16 protein-coding genes are annotated in these 18,846 nt (G+C 65.9%); 9 read left to right on the forward strand and 7 right to left on the reverse strand.

Annotation, left to right across the window (positions count from 1 at the left end; all coding sequences use genetic code 11):
* Positions 1–11 precede the first annotated feature (11 nt).
* Positions 12–1,415 carry a threonine synthase gene (gene thrC, locus K0P03_RS04100; RefSeq protein ID WP_272788971.1) on the reverse strand — a complete coding sequence of 468 codons (1,404 nt, stop codon included), beginning with the start codon at positions 1,413–1,415 and terminating at the stop codon, positions 12–14.
* A gap of 327 nt (positions 1,416–1,742) precedes the next feature.
* Between thrC and K0P03_RS04105 the strand changes: the two genes are divergently transcribed.
* The gene (locus K0P03_RS04105; protein WP_371260045.1) at positions 1,743–2,300 is read left to right on the forward strand and encodes a hypothetical protein; all 558 of its coding nucleotides are present in this window, start codon (positions 1,743–1,745) and stop codon (positions 2,298–2,300) included.
* Positions 2,301–2,376: 76 nt separating this feature from the next.
* Here the strand turns inward: K0P03_RS04105 and K0P03_RS04110 are convergent, their stop codons facing one another.
* Both K0P03_RS04110 and K0P03_RS04115 read right to left on the reverse strand, forming a co-directional pair.
* The gene (locus tag K0P03_RS04110; protein ID WP_023512589.1) at positions 2,377–3,066 is read right to left on the reverse strand and encodes an HAD family hydrolase; all 690 of its coding nucleotides are present in this window, start codon (positions 3,064–3,066) and stop codon (positions 2,377–2,379) included.
* Between the two features lie 167 nt (positions 3,067–3,233).
* Positions 3,234–3,914, reverse strand: coding sequence for an ArsR/SmtB family transcription factor (locus K0P03_RS04115; protein WP_050743588.1), 681 nt, complete (start codon positions 3,912–3,914; stop codon positions 3,234–3,236).
* A gap of 125 nt (positions 3,915–4,039) precedes the next feature.
* Here K0P03_RS04115 and K0P03_RS04120 point away from each other — a divergent pair, with 125 nt between their 5' ends.
* Both K0P03_RS04120 and K0P03_RS04125 read left to right on the forward strand, forming a co-directional pair.
* Positions 4,040–4,369, forward strand: a complete 330-nt coding sequence (locus K0P03_RS04120) for an NIPSNAP family protein (RefSeq protein WP_023512587.1) — start codon at positions 4,040–4,042, stop codon at positions 4,367–4,369.
* Positions 4,366–4,713 (forward strand): antibiotic biosynthesis monooxygenase family protein, encoded by a 348-nt coding sequence (locus K0P03_RS04125; protein WP_023512586.1) that lies wholly within the window; start codon positions 4,366–4,368, stop codon positions 4,711–4,713. Before K0P03_RS04120 ends, K0P03_RS04125 begins: the two co-directional genes overlap by 4 nt.
* 88 nt (positions 4,714–4,801) lie before the next feature.
* Here K0P03_RS04125 and K0P03_RS04130 read toward each other — a convergent pair whose 3' ends face one another.
* On the reverse strand, positions 4,802–6,472 hold the full coding sequence (locus K0P03_RS04130) for a vWA domain-containing protein (RefSeq protein ID WP_272788972.1): 1,671 nt from the start codon (positions 6,470–6,472) through the stop codon (positions 4,802–4,804).
* Positions 6,473–6,706: 234 nt separating this feature from the next.
* On the opposite strand from K0P03_RS04130, the gene K0P03_RS04135 reads away from it, so the two are divergent.
* Positions 6,707–7,837, forward strand: a complete 1,131-nt coding sequence (locus K0P03_RS04135) for a site-specific DNA-methyltransferase (RefSeq protein ID WP_023512584.1) — start codon at positions 6,707–6,709, stop codon at positions 7,835–7,837.
* A 325-nt stretch (positions 7,838–8,162) separates the two neighbouring features.
* On the opposite strand, the gene K0P03_RS04140 is transcribed toward K0P03_RS04135, so the two are convergent.
* Complete coding sequence (locus K0P03_RS04140) at positions 8,163–8,780, reverse strand: HAD family hydrolase (protein ID WP_272788973.1); 618 nt, start codon at positions 8,778–8,780, stop codon at positions 8,163–8,165.
* A complete protein-coding gene (gene mutY / locus K0P03_RS04145) occupies positions 8,777–9,874 on the reverse strand; it encodes an A/G-specific adenine glycosylase (protein WP_023516537.1) in 1,098 nt (365 codons plus the stop codon). Before mutY ends, K0P03_RS04140 begins: the two co-directional genes overlap by 4 nt.
* Before the next feature lie 166 nt (positions 9,875–10,040).
* Here mutY and K0P03_RS04150 point away from each other — a divergent pair, with 166 nt between their 5' ends.
* The 5 genes from K0P03_RS04150 (at position 10,041) to ppdK (ending at position 18,452) form a co-directional block, all read left to right on the forward strand.
* A complete protein-coding gene (locus K0P03_RS04150; protein WP_023516536.1) occupies positions 10,041–10,562 on the forward strand; it encodes a DUF721 domain-containing protein in 522 nt (173 codons plus the stop codon).
* A gap of 193 nt (positions 10,563–10,755) precedes the next feature.
* Entirely contained in the window at positions 10,756–11,586 is an 831-nt protein-coding gene (locus K0P03_RS04155; protein WP_272788974.1) for a DsbA family protein, read from the forward strand.
* Positions 11,587–11,802: 216 nt separating this feature from the next.
* On the forward strand, positions 11,803–15,267 hold the full coding sequence (locus tag K0P03_RS04160; protein ID WP_272788975.1) for a chromosome segregation SMC family protein: 3,465 nt from the start codon (positions 11,803–11,805) through the stop codon (positions 15,265–15,267).
* A gap of 103 nt (positions 15,268–15,370) precedes the next feature.
* Positions 15,371–15,517 (forward strand): hypothetical protein, encoded by a 147-nt coding sequence (locus K0P03_RS04165; RefSeq protein WP_037408656.1) that lies wholly within the window; start codon positions 15,371–15,373, stop codon positions 15,515–15,517.
* Positions 15,518–15,785: 268 nt separating this feature from the next.
* Positions 15,786–18,452 carry a pyruvate, phosphate dikinase gene (gene ppdK / locus K0P03_RS04170; RefSeq protein WP_023516955.1) on the forward strand — a complete coding sequence of 889 codons (2,667 nt, stop codon included), beginning with the start codon at positions 15,786–15,788 and terminating at the stop codon, positions 18,450–18,452.
* 38 nt (positions 18,453–18,490) lie between these two features.
* Here the strand turns inward: ppdK and K0P03_RS04175 are convergent, their stop codons facing one another.
* Positions 18,491–18,748 (reverse strand): hypothetical protein, encoded by a 258-nt coding sequence (locus K0P03_RS04175; RefSeq protein ID WP_023516954.1) that lies wholly within the window; start codon positions 18,746–18,748, stop codon positions 18,491–18,493.
* Positions 18,749–18,846: the final 98 nt, after the last annotated feature.

Consider the following 18,846-nt stretch of genomic DNA (forward strand, 5'->3'; position numbering starts at 1 on the left):
TTTCTGCGTTTCTAGCCTCGAACCCGCGTGTGTTTCCCGATGAAGTCTTCCACCGCATCGAGCTCCGCATCGAGGACGTCGAACCGCTCCTCCCTTTGCATGAGGTCAGCAAGCCACGTCGGAAGCGCCGGGTCAATACCGCTGGCCGATTTTACTGCGGCGGGGAATTTCGCGGGATGGGCGGTGGCGAGCGTCACCATGGGCGCGCCGGGCTTCTCGTGCTTGGCGGCGACGAAGACGCCGATCGCCGAATGCGGATCGAGCAGATAGCCGGTCTCGGCAAGCGTATCCTTGATCGTCGCAGCCACCTGCTTTTCGGACGCGCGGCCGGCGCGGAAATCCTTGCGGATCGCCTTCAGCGCCTTTTCTCCGATGTCGAAGGCGCTGGATTGCTTGAGGCTTTCCATGGCGCGGCGCACCGCGCCGGCATCCCGGCCATGGGTCTCGAACAAGAGGCGCTCGAAGTTGGACGAGATCTGGATGTCCATCGATGGCGAGGTGGTGGCCTTCACCTCCTTCATCTCGTAGCGCCCGGTCTTCAGCGTGCGCGCGAGGATGTCGTTCTCGTTGGTGGCGATGATCAGCTTGTCGATCGGCAGGCCCATGCGCTTGGCGGCATAGCCGGCAAAGATGTCGCCGAAATTGCCTGTCGGTACGGTGTAGGAGATCTTCCGGTCCGGGCCGCCCAGCGCCACGGCGCTGGTGAAGTAGTAGACGATCTGGGCCATGATGCGCGCCCAGTTGATCGAGTTGACACCCGAGAGCTGTACCCGGTCGCGGAATTTCACGTCGTTGAACATCGCCTTGACGAGGTTCTGGCAGTCGTCGAAATTGCCCTTGATGGCAAGCGCGTGGACGTTCTTTTCCTTGGAGGTCGTCATCTGGCGCTGCTGCACCGGCGAGACCTTGCCCTCGGGGAAGAGGATGAAGATGTCGGTACGCTCGCGGCCGGCAAAGGCGTCGATCGCCGCCCCGCCGGTATCGCCCGAGGTGGCGCCGACGATGGTGGCGCGCGCGCCGCGGGCCGCCAGTGCGTGGTCCATCAGCCGGGCGAGCAGCTGCATCGCCACGTCCTTGAAGGCGAGCGTCGTGCCGTGGAAGAGCTCCATGACGAAGGAGTTCGGCCCCGTCTGCACCAGCGGCGCGATCGCCGGATGGCGGAAGGTCGCATAGGCCTCGTCGATCATCGTGCGGAACGTGTCTGCGGGGATGTCGCCCTTGACGAAGGGCGAGAGCACCGTGAAGGCGATCTCCTGGTAGGACTTGCCGCGCAGCGCGCGGATCTCCTTCTTGGAGAAGCTCGGCCATTCACGCGGCACATAGAGGCCACCGTCGCGGGCTAGACCCGCCAGAAGCGCATCGGAGAAGCCGAGGGAAGGGGCCTCGCCCCGCGTCGAAACATAGTCCACGTTCATACGTCCTTGGGAAGGTTGATGATTTCGAGCGACGAAAATCGCAGGAACCGACTGTCGCTTCGTACCAATGCTCTGTCGCCCAGTCTAGCGAAAGGCCACGCAAGGCCGCGGGTCACTTTGCGGCAGATCGTGGCAATGCCGTTGCATTCTGCCCGCTCCGGCGTGAAACGGGCCGTGTCGAAATTCTGCGGGCGGTTTCAATCGACAATCGATTTTTCGCCACGTCGCTGCTATAGACCATCGCCTAGGGTCGTGAAAAGGCCCGTAAAAGAGTTCCGAAAGGCTTGCACGCCGGGGGCGGGGCCTGATCGCAGGGGTTACAGTATCGTGTTTGGAATGAATATCCGCCGCTTTCTCGGCATATCTCTTCTCGCCGTCGTCGCCGGTTGCAATCAGACCGACAAGCCCGCCGATCTCGGCGTGACGAGCGATCCGTCTGGCGTACAAACGGCCACCCAGCAGCAGACGGGCACCGCCGTCGTGCAGGGCTCGTGCCCGCAGGTCTATCTGCGCGACGGCACGGCTGTGATGCGCCGCTACGCCAAGGGCGCCAAGGACGATCCGCAGAAGCTGCTCTACCAGGTGACGCTCGCCGACTCGACCCGCCAGTGCGTGCTGAACCAGAACCAGCTCGTCATGACCGTGATGGTGCAGGGGCGCGTCGTGTCCGGCCCTGCCGGCAGTGGGGGAACGGTCAATGTGCCGATCCGCGTCGCCGCCACGGACGGCAAGACGACGCTCTATTCCGAACTCGTCCAGTATGCCGTGAACACGGACGCCGGCCAGTTCATCTTCACCAAGGGTGACGTGGCGCTGCCCGGTGGTTCCGGCGGCTTCACCAAGGTCTATGTCGGCTTCGACGAAGGCCCGTACAACACGAAATGACGGCTCCGGCCGGAGGGAATGAAAAAGGCCGCGGGAGCATGCTTCCGCGGCCTTTTTGTTCCTGGATGCAATCGGCTCAGATCGCTTCCTGCCATTCGGCAAGCGCCGCGATGACGTCCGGCAGTTCGCTCATGCGCGAGATCACGGTCTCGGCGCCGGCTTCGGTGAGGCGATCGGCGTGCGAGGGGTAGGTGTGCGAGGCGCCGGTGAAGCCGACGACGCGCATGCCGGCGGCGCGCGCACCGGCGATGCCATGCACGGAATCCTCGATGACCAGCGTGTTGGCCGGGTTCGCGCCGAACTGCTTGGCGCCGTGCAGGAAAATGTCCGGCTTCGGCTTGACGCGGTCCGCGCCGAGGTCCTTGGCCGAATAGACATAGGGGCCGAAGACCTCCCGCAGACCGACCTTCGAGAGCATCATGTCGAGGCGGGGTGCAGAGGAGTTCGAGCAGATGCAATAGGGCTTGCGGATGCGGGAGAGCATCAGCTTGACGCCGTCGATGACCTTCACCTCCTGGGCGAGGCGCGCATCGAGCAGCTTTTCCGACTTGTCGAGCAGCGAGGCGGAGAGCGGGATGTCGGCCTCGCGTTCGACGGCAAGCAGGATGTTCTGCCAGGTCATGCCGGCAAAGCGCTCGCCCATCTCCTCGACGCTGATCGGATAGCCCGCATCGGTCAGAAGCGCCGATTCAACCTCGGCGGCGATAATTTCCGAATCGACCAGAACGCCGTCGCAGTCGAAGATGATGAGGTCGAAACCGTCCATGACAAACCGTCTTTCAATGGCGCAATTGCCCGCAAGGGGCGGGACGCGGATGGGCGTCGGGAATTGCGGTAGAACGAAGGGGCGGGATCGCCCGTGAAGCCGCGGTCTCCCTACACGAAAGGGCGCGCGGCGACAATTGCCGATTCCGGAGACGAGCTATGCGGCGGCTAGTCCGGGAACAGTGCCAGGAAGCGTCGCTCGCCGTCCGGCGTGAAACGGATGGCGCGGCTGTCCTTTTCGCGCTTCGCCCAGCCGTCGGCGATGAAGCGGGCGAGCAGCGCCTCGCCGAGCGAGCCGGCAAGGTGCGAGCGCCGCTCGCTCCAGTCGAGGCAGGTGCGGCAGACGGGGCGGCGCTGGGTCCTCAGCGCGGCGACGTCGATGCCCATGGCGGTGATGCGTGCCTCGCCGGTGGGCGTCAGCGCCGCGTCCTCGCCGTCAAGCGCCACATCCCCGTCGGCCACGAGCCGGTCGAGCATGCGCACGCCGAAATCGCCGGCAAGGTGGTTGTAGCAGACGCGCGCCTTGCGCAGTGCCGGGTCCTTCGGGCCGGGCCGGGTGCGCATCAGCCCGCGGTTCGCCGCAAAACCCATGATGTTTTCGAGCAGCAGCCCCACCTCGTCGTCGCCGAGCGCGAAATAGCGGTGCCGGCCCTGCTTGCGCTGGGCGACCAGCCCGCCGCCCTCCAGCTTCGAAAGATGGGCGCTGGCGGTCTGCAGCGTGACGCCGGCCGCGCCTGCAAGCTCGGTCGCCGTCAGCGCCTGCCCGCCCATCAGCGCGGTCAGCATGTTGGCGCGCGCGGGATCGCCGATCAGCGCGCCGATCTGGGAAATGTCGGGGCCTTCTTTCATACTTCGACGATAGACGAAGCATTCGCGTTCGGCAATGTGGGAAAAGGGCAGCGTAAACACAGGCAATTCCAGCAGGCGCATGAGCGCTCTTGCATCCGGGACGAGGCCAGAACGAGGAGACGACCATGATCACCTGTTTCATCCGCTACCAGATCGATCCGTTCCGCAAGGACGCCTTCGCCGCCTATGCCCGCAACTGGGGCGAGGCGATCCCGCGGTGCGGCGCCGATCTCATCGGCTATTTCGCCCCGCACGAGGGCTCCGCCACCACCGCCTACGGTGTCTACAACATTGAAAGCCTAGCCGCCTACGAGGCCTATCGCGCCCGGCTTGCCGCCGACCCGCTCGGCCGCGAGAACTACGATTTCGCCCGCAGCGAGCGTTTCATCCTGAAGGAGGACCGGATCTTCCTGAAGAACGTCTCGCTGCCGCATGCACCGCGGGTGACGCCATGATCGCCGTCATCTTCGAGGTAGTGCCGGCGCCCGGCCGCATCGACCTCTATCTCGACACCGCGCGGGACCTCCGCCCGTTGCTGGAAAGCAGCGAAGGTTTCATCTCGATCGAGCGCTTCCGCAGCCTCACCGACCCGACGCGTCTCCTGTCGCTCTCCTTCTGGCGCGACGAGGCGGCGGTGAAGGCCTGGCGCAACAGCGAGCAGCACCGTGCCGCCCAATCCCTCGGCCGCAACGGCGCCTTCGACAACTATCGGCTGCGCATCGCCAGCGTCGTCAGGGACTACGGCCTCAACGACCGCAACGAGGCCCCGGACGACAGCCGGGCCTTTCACGCGGCGTAGCGCGGCTGGTACGATCACGGATGCGGCGCCCGTCTCGCCCGAAAAGGGGAGGCGGGCGCCGCTGTTTTCCCGGCAGGTTGCTTTCCGCCTACTGTACCGCCACTTCCGAGCGCTCGCCGGCCTTGACGGTCGCCTTGGCCTGCTTCGGCGCGACGTCGCCTTCGTATTTTACGGCCACGATGTAGTCCCCCGGCGGCAGCGTGTCCTGCCATTCGGCGCCGTAGTTGTAGGACATGGATTTCTGGTTGCCCTGGATGTCCTTCGCGGCGCTGAGGATCTCGATGAAGCTCGCCCCGGGCGCGGTGATCGCCAGCACGCCGGCATTGATGTTGACGGTGACCTCCTTCATCTCCCCTGCCTTGATCGTGAAGGGGATCTCGCCCGTCGCCGAGCCGAGCTTTGCGGTCAGAACGTGCTCGCCCGGCGGGACGTCCAGCTTCGTGCCGGTGCCGTAATTGTAGGCGATGCTCTTGCGGGTGCCGTCGATGTTCTTGTTGGCCGCCACCACCTCGAAGAAGACGTTGCCGGAATCCACCGCCGTCCCGCCTTCCGCATAGATCGCCTTGTTGAGCACGACGCCCGAACCGATGACGAGGTCGCGCTCGATGGTCTCGCCCGCCTTGACGGAAACCGTCTCCTCGACGATGGACGGGCCGATCTTGCCGATCAGCTTCACGTCTCCGGCCGAGGCATAGAACTTGGCCGTGCCGTAATAGGTGGTGGAGTAGCCGCCGAAGGCAATCTCCACGGCCGCGTCCGCATCGTCCTCGGCAGCCTCGGGTGTCCGCTTCGGGTGGATCGTCACGTGGCCGGCGTCGAAGTTGATGAAGGGCTTGGCGACCGCGCCGTCCTTCACCTCGAACGGCACCTCGCGCTTGACCGCGCTTTGCAGCGTTGCCACGGCGATATACTTGCCCGGCGGATAGTTGCCGGAAAACTTGCCCTTGTACTGGCTCTCCAGGTAGTCGCCCGCCGGCTTGCCGTCCGCATCCGCCTTGTAGATTTCCCAGAACACATTGTCGTTGTCGCCGAGCGAGGGGCCGCCCTCGGAAAGGACACTGTCGAACTCCGTGTTGAACGCGACGGCGGGCTCCGGCTCGGGTTCGGCTTCCACCACTTCCTCGGCCGGCTTCGACATCGGCGCTTCCGCCACCGTCGCCGTCAGCGCGGCAACGAGCTGGGAAGCGTCGGATGCCTGGAAGTATTTGCCGCCGGTGTTTTCGGCAAGGCAGGCGACCTGCTTGCCTTCCTCTTCCGTCAGGCCGAAGCCGACGACATGGGTGGTAAAGTCGACGCCCTTGCTTTCGAGCGCGGAGGCGAGGGCACAGGGGTCCGCCTCACAGGTCTCCAGCCCGTCCGTCACCAGCACCACGGTCGCCTTGTCCTCGGTGTATTTGAGAATGTCGGCGGCCTGCTCGACGGATTGCGTCAGCGGCGTCTTGCCCTTGGGGTTGAGGCCCGAGACGAAGGATGTGATCGCCTCCCCGGTGCCCGCGCCCGGCGGCACGGCCAGCTCGATGTCGCTGCACGAGCCCTTTTCGCGGTGGCCATAGACCATCAGGCCGAGTTCGGTGCCCGCGGGTACCGATTTCAGCACCGTGCCCAGCGTCTCGCGGGCGATCTCGATCTTGCTGCGTCCGCCGATCTGGCCCCACATGGAGCCGGACGCGTCGAGCACGATCATCGTCTTGTCGGCGGCAATCGTCTCTGTGGCGGCAAGAAGCCCCGCCAGAAGCATGAAGGCGGCTTTCAAACGCACGTCTTTCCTCCCCGTTTTCCCTGGAAACGCCAGCCGTCCACGCCGGCAAGGCTCAGCGATGCTGTTTCATGACGGGCGAGGCGGGGCGTCTATTCGCGGTTCCTTGAATGAAGCGCGCAAATCCCGTTGCGAAACGTATTTGGCTTTTTCTCCAGGCCCTTCAGCCTTTGGTAACCATCTTCGGTAACCATAAGCCCCAGTTCAGTTCCGAGTCAGCGTATCAGCGAGTATTCAATGCCATCTGTCCTTTCGCTTGCAGACGTCTCCCGTTCGCCCCGCAAGAGCGGCTGGCTCGACACGATCATCAAGGGGGACTGCGTCGCCGCGCTCGAGGCGCTTCCGGACCAGTCCGTCGACGTCATCTTTGCCGATCCGCCGTACAACCTGCAGCTTGGCGGTGCGCTGCACCGTCCCGACCAGAGCCTGGTCGACGCCTGCGACGACGAGTGGGACCAGTTCGCGTCCTTCGAGGCCTATGACGCCTTCACCCGCGCCTGGCTGCTCGCCTGCCGGCGCGTGCTGAAGCCCGCCGGCACGATCTGGGTCATCGGCTCCTACCACAACATCTTCCGCGTCGGCGCGACCTTGCAGGATCTCAACTTCTGGATCCTCAACGACATCGTCTGGCGCAAGACCAACCCGATGCCCAACTTCAAGGGCCGCCGCTTCCAGAACGCGCACGAGACGATGATCTGGGCCACGCGCGATCCGAAGGCCAAGGGCTACACCTTCAACTACGACGCCATGAAGGCCGCCAACGACGACGTGCAGATGCGCTCGGACTGGCTGTTCCCGATCTGCAGCGGCGGTGAGCGCCTGAAGGGTGAGGACGGCAAGAAGGTGCATCCGACGCAGAAGCCGGAAGCATTGCTCGCCCGCATCCTGATGGCTTCCTCCAAGCCCGGCGACGTGGTGCTCGACCCGTTCTTCGGCTCCGGTACGACCGGCGCCGTCGCCAAGCGCCTCGGCCGCCACTTCGTCGGCATCGAGCGCGAGCAGGCCTATATCGACGCGGCCCGCGAGCGCATCGAGGCAGTCGAGCCGCTCGGCAGCGGAACCCTGTCGGTGATGAGCGGCAAGAAGGCCGAACCGCGCGTTGCCTTCAACACGCTGATCGAAAGCGGGCTGATCGCACCCGGCACGGTGCTCACCGATGCCCGTCGCCGCCACAGCGCCATCGTGCGCGCCGATGGTACGCTCGCCTCGGGCAACGACGCCGGCTCCATTCACCGCGTCGGCGCCAGGGTGCAGGGGCTCGATGCCTGCAACGGCTGGACGTTCTGGCACTATGCCGATGGCGCCGAGCTGAAGCCGATCGATGCGCTGCGTGCCGTCGTGCGCTCCGGCATGGCCGGCCTGGAATAGGCCGGCACCGAACTACCGTTTCTCCAGCTGCGGCCTCCGGTGTTCCCTGCACCGGGGGCTGTGGCTTTTTTGGGGGAGGGCCGTTCGGGTCGCGCCTCCCGATTTTCCACTGGCGCGATTCAGCGGATGTTAACCATCAATGGCTTAGTGTGATTTCGAAAGCACATCAGGCCAAGCAACGGAAATCGTTGCGGAAAGCCAGGGCCGATCAACCGGCCGGGCAGGCCGGATATCGCTTTTCCGGTTTTCGTACCTTCAGTCCCGGAAATGCGAAAACGCCCGGAGCCCTCTGGCTCCGGGCGTTTCGGTTTCTACCCTCTGCTGCTCAGAGCGCGATGCCATGCGCGGCAAGGTCTGCCTTCAGTTTTTCGGGGTCGGTGAACTGCACCGCGTTCCATCCGGCAAGGCGCGCGCCCTCGACATTGACCGCGGCGTCGTCGATGAAGAGCGTGTGGCCCGGCGAAAGACCGAAATCGCGCCTGTGTTTCTCGTAGATCGCAAGGTCGGGCTTGATGAGGCCGATTTCGCCGGAAACGGTCACGCCGCGCGGCATGTCGAGGAAGGGGAAGAGCTTGCGCGCCTCCTTGAACGTATCGGCGGCGAAATTGGTGAGCATGGTCACGTCACGGCCTTCGGCAATCAGCGTCTCCATGATCGCGACGCTCTCGACATAGGCATGCGAGACCATCTCATGCCAGTGCTTGCGGAACGCCCGGATATGCTCTGCCCGGTCGGGATGCGCGTCGATCAGCAGGGCCTCGGCATCGCCCCAGGCGCGGCCGCGGTCCTGTTCGAGGTTCCAGTCATGGGTGCAGACATTGCTGAAGAACCAGTTGCGTTCGGCATCGTCGGGAATGAGGCGGGCATAGGGAATGTGCGGGTCGTAGTGGATCAGCACCCGGCCGATGTCGAAGACGATGTGTCGGATCTCGATGCTGCTCATGCTTTCCTCGCTGTTCGTCCAAACGCGTCGGGTATGGCCTGTTTTATTGCCTTCTTCATGACGGTCGGCAACGCCTCGCCGTCAAGCGTTTCCCTGGCCTGCCACCATCCGTCGCCGCTCTGCGTCTGGCGCGGCAGCCTGGAGCGGTAGATGGAGAGGCGCAACTCGAAATGCGTAAAGACATGGGTGACGGTGCCGCAGGCCTGCCAGTCGGCCGCAAAGGGTGCGGCGGCAAGGCCGGTCTCGCCGTCGATCCGTGCCGTCCAGCCGCTGCCCGGCACCTCCGTCATGCCGCCGAGAAGGCCGGTTTCCCCGCGCTTGCGCAGGAAGACCGCGCCTGTCTCGTCCTCGGCGACGAAGGCCGCACCGAGCCGCACGGGCTTTGCCTTCTTCGCCGCCTTGCGCGGATAGAGCTCCGGGTCGGCGTGCCCGAGCACGCGACAGCGGGCATTCAGGGGACAGAGCGCGCAGGCCGGCCGGCGCGGGGTGCAGATCGTCGCGCCGAGGTCCATCATCGCCTGTGCGAAGTCGCCCGGCCGGTCCGCCGGCGTCATGGCGGCGACCAGCGCCCGCATCTCGGGTTTTGCCGCGGGCAGGGGCGTTTCGATGGCGTGGAGGCGGGAGATGACGCGCTCGACATTGCCGTCCAGCACCGCGCTCTTCCGGTTGAAGGCGATGGCGGCGATCGCTGCGGCCGTATAGTCGCCGATGCCGGGCAGCGCCTTCAGCCCGTCCTCGCTGTCGGGGAAGATCCCGCCATGCTGAAAGGCCACGGCTTCGGCGCATTTCTTGAGATTGCGGGCGCGGGCATAGTAGCCGAGGCCCGCCCAGGATTTCATCACGTCCTCCGTCTCGGCCTCGGCGAGGTCCGTGACCGTCGGCCAGCGGGTGGTGAAGAGCGCGAAATACGCCTTGACCGCTTGCACCGTCGTCTGCTGCAGCATCACCTCGGAAAGCCAGATGCGGTAGGGGTCGGGACGTTCGCCGCGCGCCGCCATCGGCGGGCTCACCCGCCAGGGCAAATCGCGGTGATGCCTGTCATACCAGGCAAGAACGAGATCGGCAGGCGCCGTGATGCGGGGAGCTTGGGTCATGATTGGCCTGAACGGGGTCGAAGCGACCCATGATGCGAACACAGCTCCGGACGCAAAACGCTCGCACACTTTTGCTGGAATTGCTCTATAACTGGCGAAGCAGGCGGCGATCTTCAAGTCGATTTTTCGCCGTAACAGGAATATTTTCCCGATCGGGAGCAGGCAAGTGAACACCAGCAAGGCGCCCCGGCGCGGCTATCGGCGAGGCGTCGTCCAGATCAGTGAAGTGGCCAACGGCCTCATCGACCCGGTGCTGGCAAAACGCGCCGGCATCAACACCATGCTGCTCGGCTCGTGGGACGAGATCGCGGGCGCGGAATTTGCCGAATGCACGCGACCGGAGCGTATCACCTGGCCGCGCCGCGCCTCCGAAATGGCGGGCGAGGGCGGCGGCCACCAGCCGGGCGTGCTGACGATCGCCTGCGAGGGCGCCCGCGCCCTCTTCCTCAGCCACCAGCAGGGCGAAATCATCCAGCGCATCAACGGCTTCTTCGGTTTTCCGGCCGTGAACCAGATGAAGATCGTGCAGAAGCCGGTCAGCCCCCATGCCAACCGCCGGCCGAAGCCGCGCCCTTTGACCGGCGCGGCCGCCCGCCATCTCGATGACCTCGTCGACGGCATCGAGGGCGATGCCCTGAAGGCGGCGCTGAAACGGCTCGGCACGGCTGTGCTCGGCCGGCGCCGCTAGTGCGGCCGAAAGCCTCGCTTTCGACCATCGAACGGTCACAATTCTTTGAAGTTACTTGCCTTAACTCCGCTTGTTCCCGCCCCAAAGCAGGTATAACGGGAGTGCCCATAGCAATTCCGGGGAATGCGCGAAGCAGCCTCCTTGGGACTTGCGTCAATGGATCCGAGAATTCCCATCCCCGACAGGAGAGACCATGTCCCTTTCCGAAATGAGCCTGATGAAGCGCCTCGCGACCGGCGTTGCCGTTGCGGCGCTCGCCGTGACGCTGGCTGCCTGCTCCGACGAGAAGAAGGAGGAGACCGCCAAGGCTCCTGAAACCAGCCAGACGACGACGGGCGAAAGCGCAAGCTCGACGCCGGCCACCTCCTCCGGAACGACGACGACCACGACGACCGAGACCGCCCAGGCGCCGGCCGCCGAGGCGAAGTCCGTCGAGGTGCCCACCGCCGACGGCGACGTGGACATGGCGGAAGTGATGAAGCCCGGCGCGCTGCCGGAAATGGCGCTCGGCGAAGCCAATGCCCCGGTCACCATCGTCGAATACATGTCGACGACCTGCCCGCATTGCGCTGCCTTCCACAACAACACGTTCGAGGCGATCAAGACGAAGTATGTCGACAGCGGCAAGGTCCGCTTCGTCATGCGCGAGTTCCCGTTCGACCCGCGCGCGGCCGCCGCCTTCATGCTGGCGCGCTGCAAGCCGCAGAACCCGGCCGAGCTTTCGGACGCCTCGCAGTACTTCCCGATGATCTCCATGCTGATGAAGCAGCAGGAAACCTGGGCCGCAGCGCAGGATGGCCGCGAGGCGCTGCTGCAGATGTCGAAACTTGCCGGTTTTACACAGGAGAGCTTCCAGGCCTGCTTGACGAACCAGAAGCTTCTGGATGATGTAAATGCGGTGCGCGAACGCGGCGCCAAGGAATTCGGCATCGCGGCGACGCCGACCTTCCTGATCAACGGCAAGCGCTATTCGGGGGACATGTCGGTTGACACCATGTCGGCCCTCATCGACAGCATGCTCTGACCCTTCGACCGAATTTCTGGCGGGCGACGGCGGAAGCCGTGCGCCCGCTTTTTGCATTGTGATTGATCACACTGCGTTGCCCCTCATCCCCATGTCGGGACCTTCTCCCCGCAGGCGGGGAGAAGGAGGGATACGGCGAGCCCATCGTTCCTCGCCCCGCTTGCGGGGAGAGGATGCTGGCAGGCAGGTGAGGGGCATCCCGCGCAGGTGCGCCGCATGAAATTCACCAAACTCCGCCTGCTCGGCTTCAAATCCTTCGTAGAACCCACCGAATTCATCATCGAGCGGGGCCTGACCGGCGTCGTCGGGCCGAACGGCTGCGGCAAGTCGAACCTCGTCGAGGCGCTGCGCTGGGTGATGGGGGAGAATTCCTACAAGAACATGCGCGCGTCCGGCATGGACGACGTCATCTTCTCCGGCTCCGGCAACCGCCCGGCGCGCAACACCGCCGAAGTCGGCCTCTATCTCGACAATTCCGACCGCACGGCCCCCGCCGCCTTCAACGGCGAGGACGAGATCCAGGTGTCCCGCCGCATCGAGCGCGAGAACGGCTCGATCTACCGCATCAACGGCAAGGAAGCGCGCGCCAAGGATGTGCAGCTGCTCTTTGCCGACGCCTCCACCGGTGCCCGCTCGCCCTCCATGGTCGGGCAGGGCCGCATCGGCGAACTCATACAGGCCAAGCCCCAGGCGCGCCGCCAGCTGCTCGAAGAGGCGGCCGGCATTTCGGGCCTGCATTCGCGCCGCCACGAAGCGGAGCTGCGCCTGCGCGCCGCCGAAACCAACCTCGAACGGCTCGACGACGTCACCTCGCAGCTCGAAAGCCAGATCGAGAGCCTGAAGCGCCAGTCGCGCCAGGCGAACCGCTTCAAGGCGCTTTCCGCCGATATCCGCCGCCATGAGGCGATGTTGCTGCACATCCGCTGGGCGCAGGCGAAAGAAGCCGAGGCCGAGGCCGACAGCCAGCTCAACCAGGCAACCTCGCTCGTTGCCGAGCGCGCCAATGCCCAGATGCAGGCGGCCAAGGAGCAGGCTGTCGCCAGCCTCAAATTGCCGGAGCTGCGCGAGAACGAGGCAAAACTCGCCGCCGCGTTGCAGCGCCTGCAGATCGCCCGCGCGCAGCTAGAAGAGGATTCCGCCCGGCTGTTGCGCCGGCGTGACGAGCTGACACGCCGGCTTGCCCAGCTTGCCGAGGACATCATCCGCGAGGAACGCATGGTGGCCGACAATGCCGCCGTGCTGGAACGCCTGACCGCCGAGGAAGACGAGATCGCCGAGATCCTCGCCGAGGCCGACGAGCGCACCGTCGGCGCCCGCGAGACGATGGACGCTGCGGCCGCGAAACTTTCCGGCAGCGAGGCCGCGCTTGCCTCTGTCACCGCCGAGCGCGCCGAAGCGCAGGCCTCGCGCAACCAGCTTGAAAAGGCGATTCGCGACCTTGCCGAACGTCATCTGCGCCTCGGCCAGCAGCACGCCGCCCAGGCGCGTGAACTCGAGGAGATGGACGCCCGCATCGCCGCGCTGCCCGACCCGGAAGAACGCCGCGCGGCCGTGCAGTCCGCCGAGGAGGTGCTCGAGGCGGCCGGCGAAATGCTCGTCGCCGTCGAAGAGGCACTGGAGGAGGCGCGTTTTGCCGAATCCGCCCTGCGCGGTCCGGTCGATACCGCCCGCGCCCGGCTTGCCGGCATCGAGACGGAAGCCCGCACGATCCGGCGCATGCTGGAGGCCGGCAGCACCGGAGGCTCCTTCCCGCCGGTCGTCGAGGCGGTCGACGTCGACCGCGGCTATGAGACGGCGCTCGGCGCGGCGCTTGGCGACGACCTCGATTCGCCCGCTGACAACTCGGCCCCCGTTCATTGGCGCCTGTCCGGCGACGCATCCGGCGACGCGCCCCTGCCGAAGGGCGTGCCGGCGCTGATCGATCATGTCCGTGCGCCCGACGTGCTGGGCCGCCGCCTTTCCCAGATCGGTATTGCCGGCAGCGCGGAGGAGGGGTTGTCCCTGTTGCCGCAGCTCAAGGCCGGCCAGCGGCTCGTCACCCGCGAGGGCGCGGTCTTCCGCTGGGACGGCCATGTCACCGGTGCCGATGCGCCGAGCGCCGCCGCGCTCCGCCTCGAACAGAAGAATCGCCTTGCCGAGCTCGAAGCCGAGATGGAAGACGCGCGCGCCGCGCTCGGCGATGCGGAAGCCGACCTTTCGCGTGCCGGCGAAACCATCCGTGCCGAAACGCAGCGCCAGCAGCAGGCGCGCGAGGCCCAGCGCACCGCCACCCGCGCCCTTGCCGAGGCGCGCGAGGGGCTGGAGGCGGCTGAACGGGCCTCCGGTGATCTCATCCGCCGCAGGGCGGTGCTCTTCGAAACCGGCGCGCAGATCGAGGCACAGGTGGAAGAGGCCGCCGTCTCGCTGGAGGATGCCCGTGCGGCGCTGGAGGAGGCGCCCGATCTTGCCGATCTCGACCTGCGCCTTCGCGCCCACACGATGGATGTCGCGACCGACCGGGCGACGCTGGCCGAAGCGCGCGCCGGCCATGACGGGCTTGCCCGCGAAATGGCCGATCGCCGCCGGCGCCTGATGTCGATCTCTGCCGAGCGCGAGACATGGCGGAGCCGCGCCGCCAATGCCGAGAACCATATCGCCACCCTGCGCGAGCGCGAAGCCGAGGCGCATGAGGAGATGGAGGAGCTGGCCGAGGCGCCCGACGAGATCGAGGACAAGCGCCGCGAACTCCTGACCGGCCTCAGCAATGCCGAGGCTGCCCGCCGCGAGGCCGCCGATGCCCTGCAGGAGGCGGAGAACCGCCAGCGCGAGGCCGACCGCACGGCCGCCACCGCGCTCTCGCAGCTTGCCGAATCCCGCGAGACCCGGGGCCGTGCGGAAGAACGCCTCGTCTCCGCCCGCGAGCGCCGCGTCGAGGGCGAGGCGCGCATCCGCGAGGCGCTGAACTGCGCCCCGCACGAAGCCCTGCGGCTGACCGGCCATCCCGCCGGCAGCCCGCTGCCCGATCCGCGCGAGCGCGAACGGGATCTCGATCGCCTGAAGATGGAGCGCGAACGGCTCGGCGCGGTGAACCTGCGTGCCGAGGAGGAGCAGCGGGAGCTGACTGAAAAGCTCGAGGCGCTCGTCGCCGAACGCGAGGACATCATCGAGGCGATCCGCAAGCTGCGCTCGGCGATCCAGAGCCTCAACCGCGAAGGCCGCGAGCGGCTTTTGGCCGCCTTCGACGTGGTCAACGTGCAGTTCCAGCGCCTCTTCACTCATCTCTTCGGCGGCGGCACGGCCGAGCTTCAGCTCATCGAGAGCGACGATCCGCTCGATGCCGGCCTCGAAATCCTCGCCCGCCCGCCGGGCAAGAAGCCGCAGACCATGACGCTGCTCTCCGGCGGTGAGCAGGCGCTGACGGCGATGGCCCTGATCTTCGCCGTCTTCCTCACCAATCCGGCGCCGATCTGCGTGCTCGACGAGGTGGACGCCCCGCTCGACGACCACAATGTCGAGCGCTACTGCAACCTCATGGACGAGATGGCGGCCTCCACCGAGACCCGTTTCGTCATCATCACGCACAATCCCATCACCATGGCCCGCATGAACCGTCTCTTCGGCGTCACCATGGCCGAACAGGGCGTCTCCCAGCTCGTCTCCGTCGACCTGCAGACGGCCGAGCAGCTGCGCGAGGCGTCGTAGCCGTTCCTCTTTTTGGACGGTGACGCAGCGGAACAAACACCCCTCTCATGCATTGAACAGCGCCTGCCGTTCCCGCAGGATCTTGTGCAATTGGGGATCAAACGTGAGCAGAGACGCACTTTACATGATCATCGGCGCCCTCGTCGTCGTGGTGGCCGGGTTTTCCTATTATGCCTGGCAGCAGGAGAAGAAGCCTGACGGCGTCGAGATCCGTCTGGACCAGCAGGGGCTTTCCATCGAGGGGAATTGAAGCCGTTTTTTCACCGGGGCTTGTCCGCCGTCTTCGAGATGCGAAAACACTCCCGCAGTTCTTTCGCCGCAGTTCCGGCAAAGGCGCCCCGGTTCTTTGTTGGAATTGCTCAAGGCCGTGTTCCCGCTGGGGCACGGCTTTTATTTGGCTCTCGTAATGTTGCATTGCCGTCGCAAATTTGATGCGTTGCAACAAAAAACGCGTCATGCCGCGTTTTCAACAAGATGCAGTTCATGTAGATTGTCAGGACGCATATGGGGAGGCGTGCATGAACAAGTGGGTCTATACCTTTGGGGGAGGCCGCGCCGAAGGCAGCGCGGGCGATCGCAACACGCTCGGCGGCAAGGGCGCGAACCTCGCCGAAATGTGCAATCTCGGCCTGCCGGTGCCGCCCGGGCTCACCATCGTCACCTCCGCCTGCAACCACTATTACGACAACGGCCGCCGGCTGCCGGACGATCTGAAGGACCAGGTCCGCACTGCGCTTCGCCAGATGGAGGGCATCACCGGCCGCCTCTTCGGCGACATGACGAAGCCGTTGCTGCTTTCCGTGCGCTCCGGTGCGCGCGCCTCCATGCCGGGCATGATGGACACGGTCCTTAACCTCGGTCTCAACGACCGCACGGTGGAGGCGCTTGGCCATGATGCCGGCGATGCGCGTTTTGCCTGGGACAGTTACCGCCGCTTCATCCAGATGTATGGCGACGTCGTCATGGGGCTCGACCACGAGGTCTTCGAGGAGATCCTGGAGGACGAGAAGGGCCGGCTCGGGCACGAGCAGGATACCGAGCTCTCGGCCGTCGAATGGCAGCACGTTATCGCCCGCTACAAGGAGACGATCGAGGAGGAGCTGGGCGAAGCGTTCCCGCAGGATCCTGAAGTCCAGCTTTGGGGCGCGATCGGCGCCGTCTTCGCGAGCTGGATGAACGCGCGCGCGGTGACCTATCGCACGCTGCACAACATTCCCGCCGTCTGGGGCACGGCCGTGAATGTTCAGGCCATGGTCTTCGGCAATCTCGGCAATTCCTCCGCCACGGGCGTCGCTTTCACGCGCAACCCCTCGACGGGCGAGAACAAGCTCTACGGCGAATTCCTCGTCAATGCACAGGGCGAGGATGTCGTCGCCGGCATCCGCACGCCGCAGAACATCACCGAGGAGGCGCGCATCGCCTCCGGCTCCGACCGTCCGTCGCTTGAAAAGCTGATGCCGGAGGCCTTTGCCGAGTTCCGCGGCATCTGCGACCGGCTGGAGCGGCATTACCGCGACATGCAGGACCTCGAATTCACCATCGAGCGCGGCAAGCTCTGGATGCTGCAGACCCGCTCGGGCAAGCGCACGGCCAAGGCCGCGCTGAAGATCGCCGTCGACATGGCGACGGAAGGCCTGATCAGCGAGGGCGAAGCCGTCGCGCGCATCGATCCCGCCTCGCTCGACCAGCTTCTGCACCCGACCATCGATCCGCGCGCACGGCGCGACGTCATCGGCTCCGGCCTGCCGGCTTCGCCGGGCGCGGCGACCGGCGCGATCGTCTTCACCTCGGAAGACGCCGTCGCGGCGCAGGAGGAGGGGCGCAGGGTCATTCTCGTGCGCATCGAGACGAGCCCGGAAGACATTCACGGCATGCATGCCGCCGAAGGCATCCTGACCACCCGCGGCGGCATGACCAGCCATGCGGCCGTCGTCGCCCGCGGCATGGGCACGCCGTGCGTGTCCGGCGCGGGCACGCTGCGCGTCGATCTGCGCAACGAGCTTCTCGTCGCCCATGGCGTGACGCTGAAGAAGGGCGACGTCATCACCATCGATGGCTCCTCCGGCCAGGTGCTGAAGGGCGAGATCCCCATGCTCCAGCCGGAACTGTCGGGCGATTTCGGCCGCATCATGGAGTGGGCCGACCGCACGCGCCGCATGAAGGTGCGCACCAATGCCGAGACGCCGGCGGATGCCCGCGCGGCGCGCTCCTTCGGCGCGGAGGGCATCGGCCTCTGCCGCACCGAACACATGTTCTTCGAAGGCAGCCGCATCAATGTGATGCGCGAGATGATTCTCGCCGAGGATGAAGCCGGTCGCCGCGCCTCGCTGGCGAAACTCCTGCCCATGCAGCGCTCCGATTTCGCCGAACTGTTCGAGATCATGCACGGTCTGCCGGTGACGATCCGCCTGCTCGATCCGCCGCTGCACGAGTTCCTGCCGAAGAGCGACGAGGAGATCGCCGAAGTGGCGACCGCCCTTGCCATCGAGGAGGCGGCGCTGCGCCGGCGTGTCGATACGCTGCACGAGTTCAATCCCATGCTTGGCCACCGCGGCTGCCGCCTCGCCATCTCCTATCCGGAAATCGCCGAGATGCAGGCGCGCGCCATCTTCGAGGCCGCCGCGGAGGCGGCCAAGACGACCGGTGCGGCCGTCGAGCCGGAGATCATGGTGCCGCTCGTCGGCCTCAAGGCGGAGCTGGATTACGTCAAGGCCCGCATCGAGGCGGTCGCCAAGGCGGTGATCGCGGAAACCGGCGTCGCCATCGACTATCTCGTCGGGACGATGATCGAGCTGCCGCGCGCCGCCCTTCGCGCCCATGTCATCGCCGAATCGGCCGAGTTCTTCTCCTTCGGCACCAACGACCTGACGCAGACGACCTTCGGCATTTCACGCGACGACGCCTCGGCGTTCCTGTCGACCTATATCCAGAAGGGCATCGTCGAGCAGGACCCGTTCGTGCAGCTTGACTTCGACGGGGTGGGCGAGCTCATCCGCATCGCCGCCGAGCGCGGCCGGAGCACGCGCAACGACCTGAAGCTCGGCATCTGCGGTGAGCATGGCGGCGACCCGGCCTCGATCCATTTCTGCGAGGAGGCCGGGCTCGACTATGTCTCCTGTTCGCCCTTCCGCGTGCCGATCGCCCGGCTTGCCGCAGCGCAGGCGGCGTTCAACGGCAAGGCCTGACGACCGCTGTGCTGTGTCTCGCTTCGGCTGGAAAGGCTCTAGCGCCGCCGAACGGGCACATAGATATAGGTCGGCCGGTCCCACATCGGCGATTGCAGGCGCGCCGCGCGGAAGTCCGCGCGACGGTCGAGTTCGATACGCTGCAGGCATTCGGCAAAGGCGTCCGTGCCCGGGCGAAAACCGTAGGACCGGCACTTGGCCTCGTCATTGGCGCGCACTTCGGCAGCCGTCTGGCAGCCGGCGAGGAAAAGGGCGGTGGCGGCGAGGGCGGCGAAACGAAGAAGCATCTTGGGCATGCGGGCTCCGGCGAACTGTTGCGCGCCATGGATAGGCCCGTCGGCGCGCCGCGGCAAGGGCTTCCGGCAATCTCCACCCGGGCGGAGGGCGCCGGGGC

The organism is Shinella sp. HY16 (genome assembly GCF_028534175.1).
Classification (GTDB): Bacteria; Pseudomonadota; Alphaproteobacteria; order Rhizobiales; family Rhizobiaceae; genus Shinella.

Coding starts and splice junctions, on each gene's coding strand:
- K0P03_RS04115 (WP_050743588.1), bottom strand. CDS start 3,914: ATGAAAGAAGGCCCCGACATTTCCCAGATCGGCGCGCTGATCGGCGAT.
- K0P03_RS04135 (WP_023512584.1), top strand. CDS start 6,707: ATGCCATCTGTCCTTTCGCTTGCAGACGTCTCCCGTTCGCCCCGCAAG.
- K0P03_RS04140 (WP_272788973.1), bottom strand. CDS start 8,780: ATGAGCAGCATCGAGATCCGACACATCGTCTTCGACATCGGCCGGGTG.
- K0P03_RS04125 (WP_023512586.1), top strand. CDS start 4,366: ATGATCGCCGTCATCTTCGAGGTAGTGCCGGCGCCCGGCCGCATCGAC.
- K0P03_RS04160 (WP_272788975.1), top strand. CDS start 11,803: ATGAAATTCACCAAACTCCGCCTGCTCGGCTTCAAATCCTTCGTAGAA.
- K0P03_RS04120 (WP_023512587.1), top strand. CDS start 4,040: ATGATCACCTGTTTCATCCGCTACCAGATCGATCCGTTCCGCAAGGAC.
- K0P03_RS04175 (WP_023516954.1), bottom strand. CDS start 18,748: ATGCCCAAGATGCTTCTTCGTTTCGCCGCCCTCGCCGCCACCGCCCTT.
- K0P03_RS04155 (WP_272788974.1), top strand. CDS start 10,756: ATGTCCCTTTCCGAAATGAGCCTGATGAAGCGCCTCGCGACCGGCGTT.
- ppdK (WP_023516955.1), top strand. CDS start 15,786: ATGAACAAGTGGGTCTATACCTTTGGGGGAGGCCGCGCCGAAGGCAGC.
- mutY (WP_023516537.1), bottom strand. CDS start 9,874: ATGACCCAAGCTCCCCGCATCACGGCGCCTGCCGATCTCGTTCTTGCC.
- thrC (WP_272788971.1), bottom strand. CDS start 1,415: ATGAACGTGGACTATGTTTCGACGCGGGGCGAGGCCCCTTCCCTCGGC.
- K0P03_RS04110 (WP_023512589.1), bottom strand. CDS start 3,066: ATGGACGGTTTCGACCTCATCATCTTCGACTGCGACGGCGTTCTGGTC.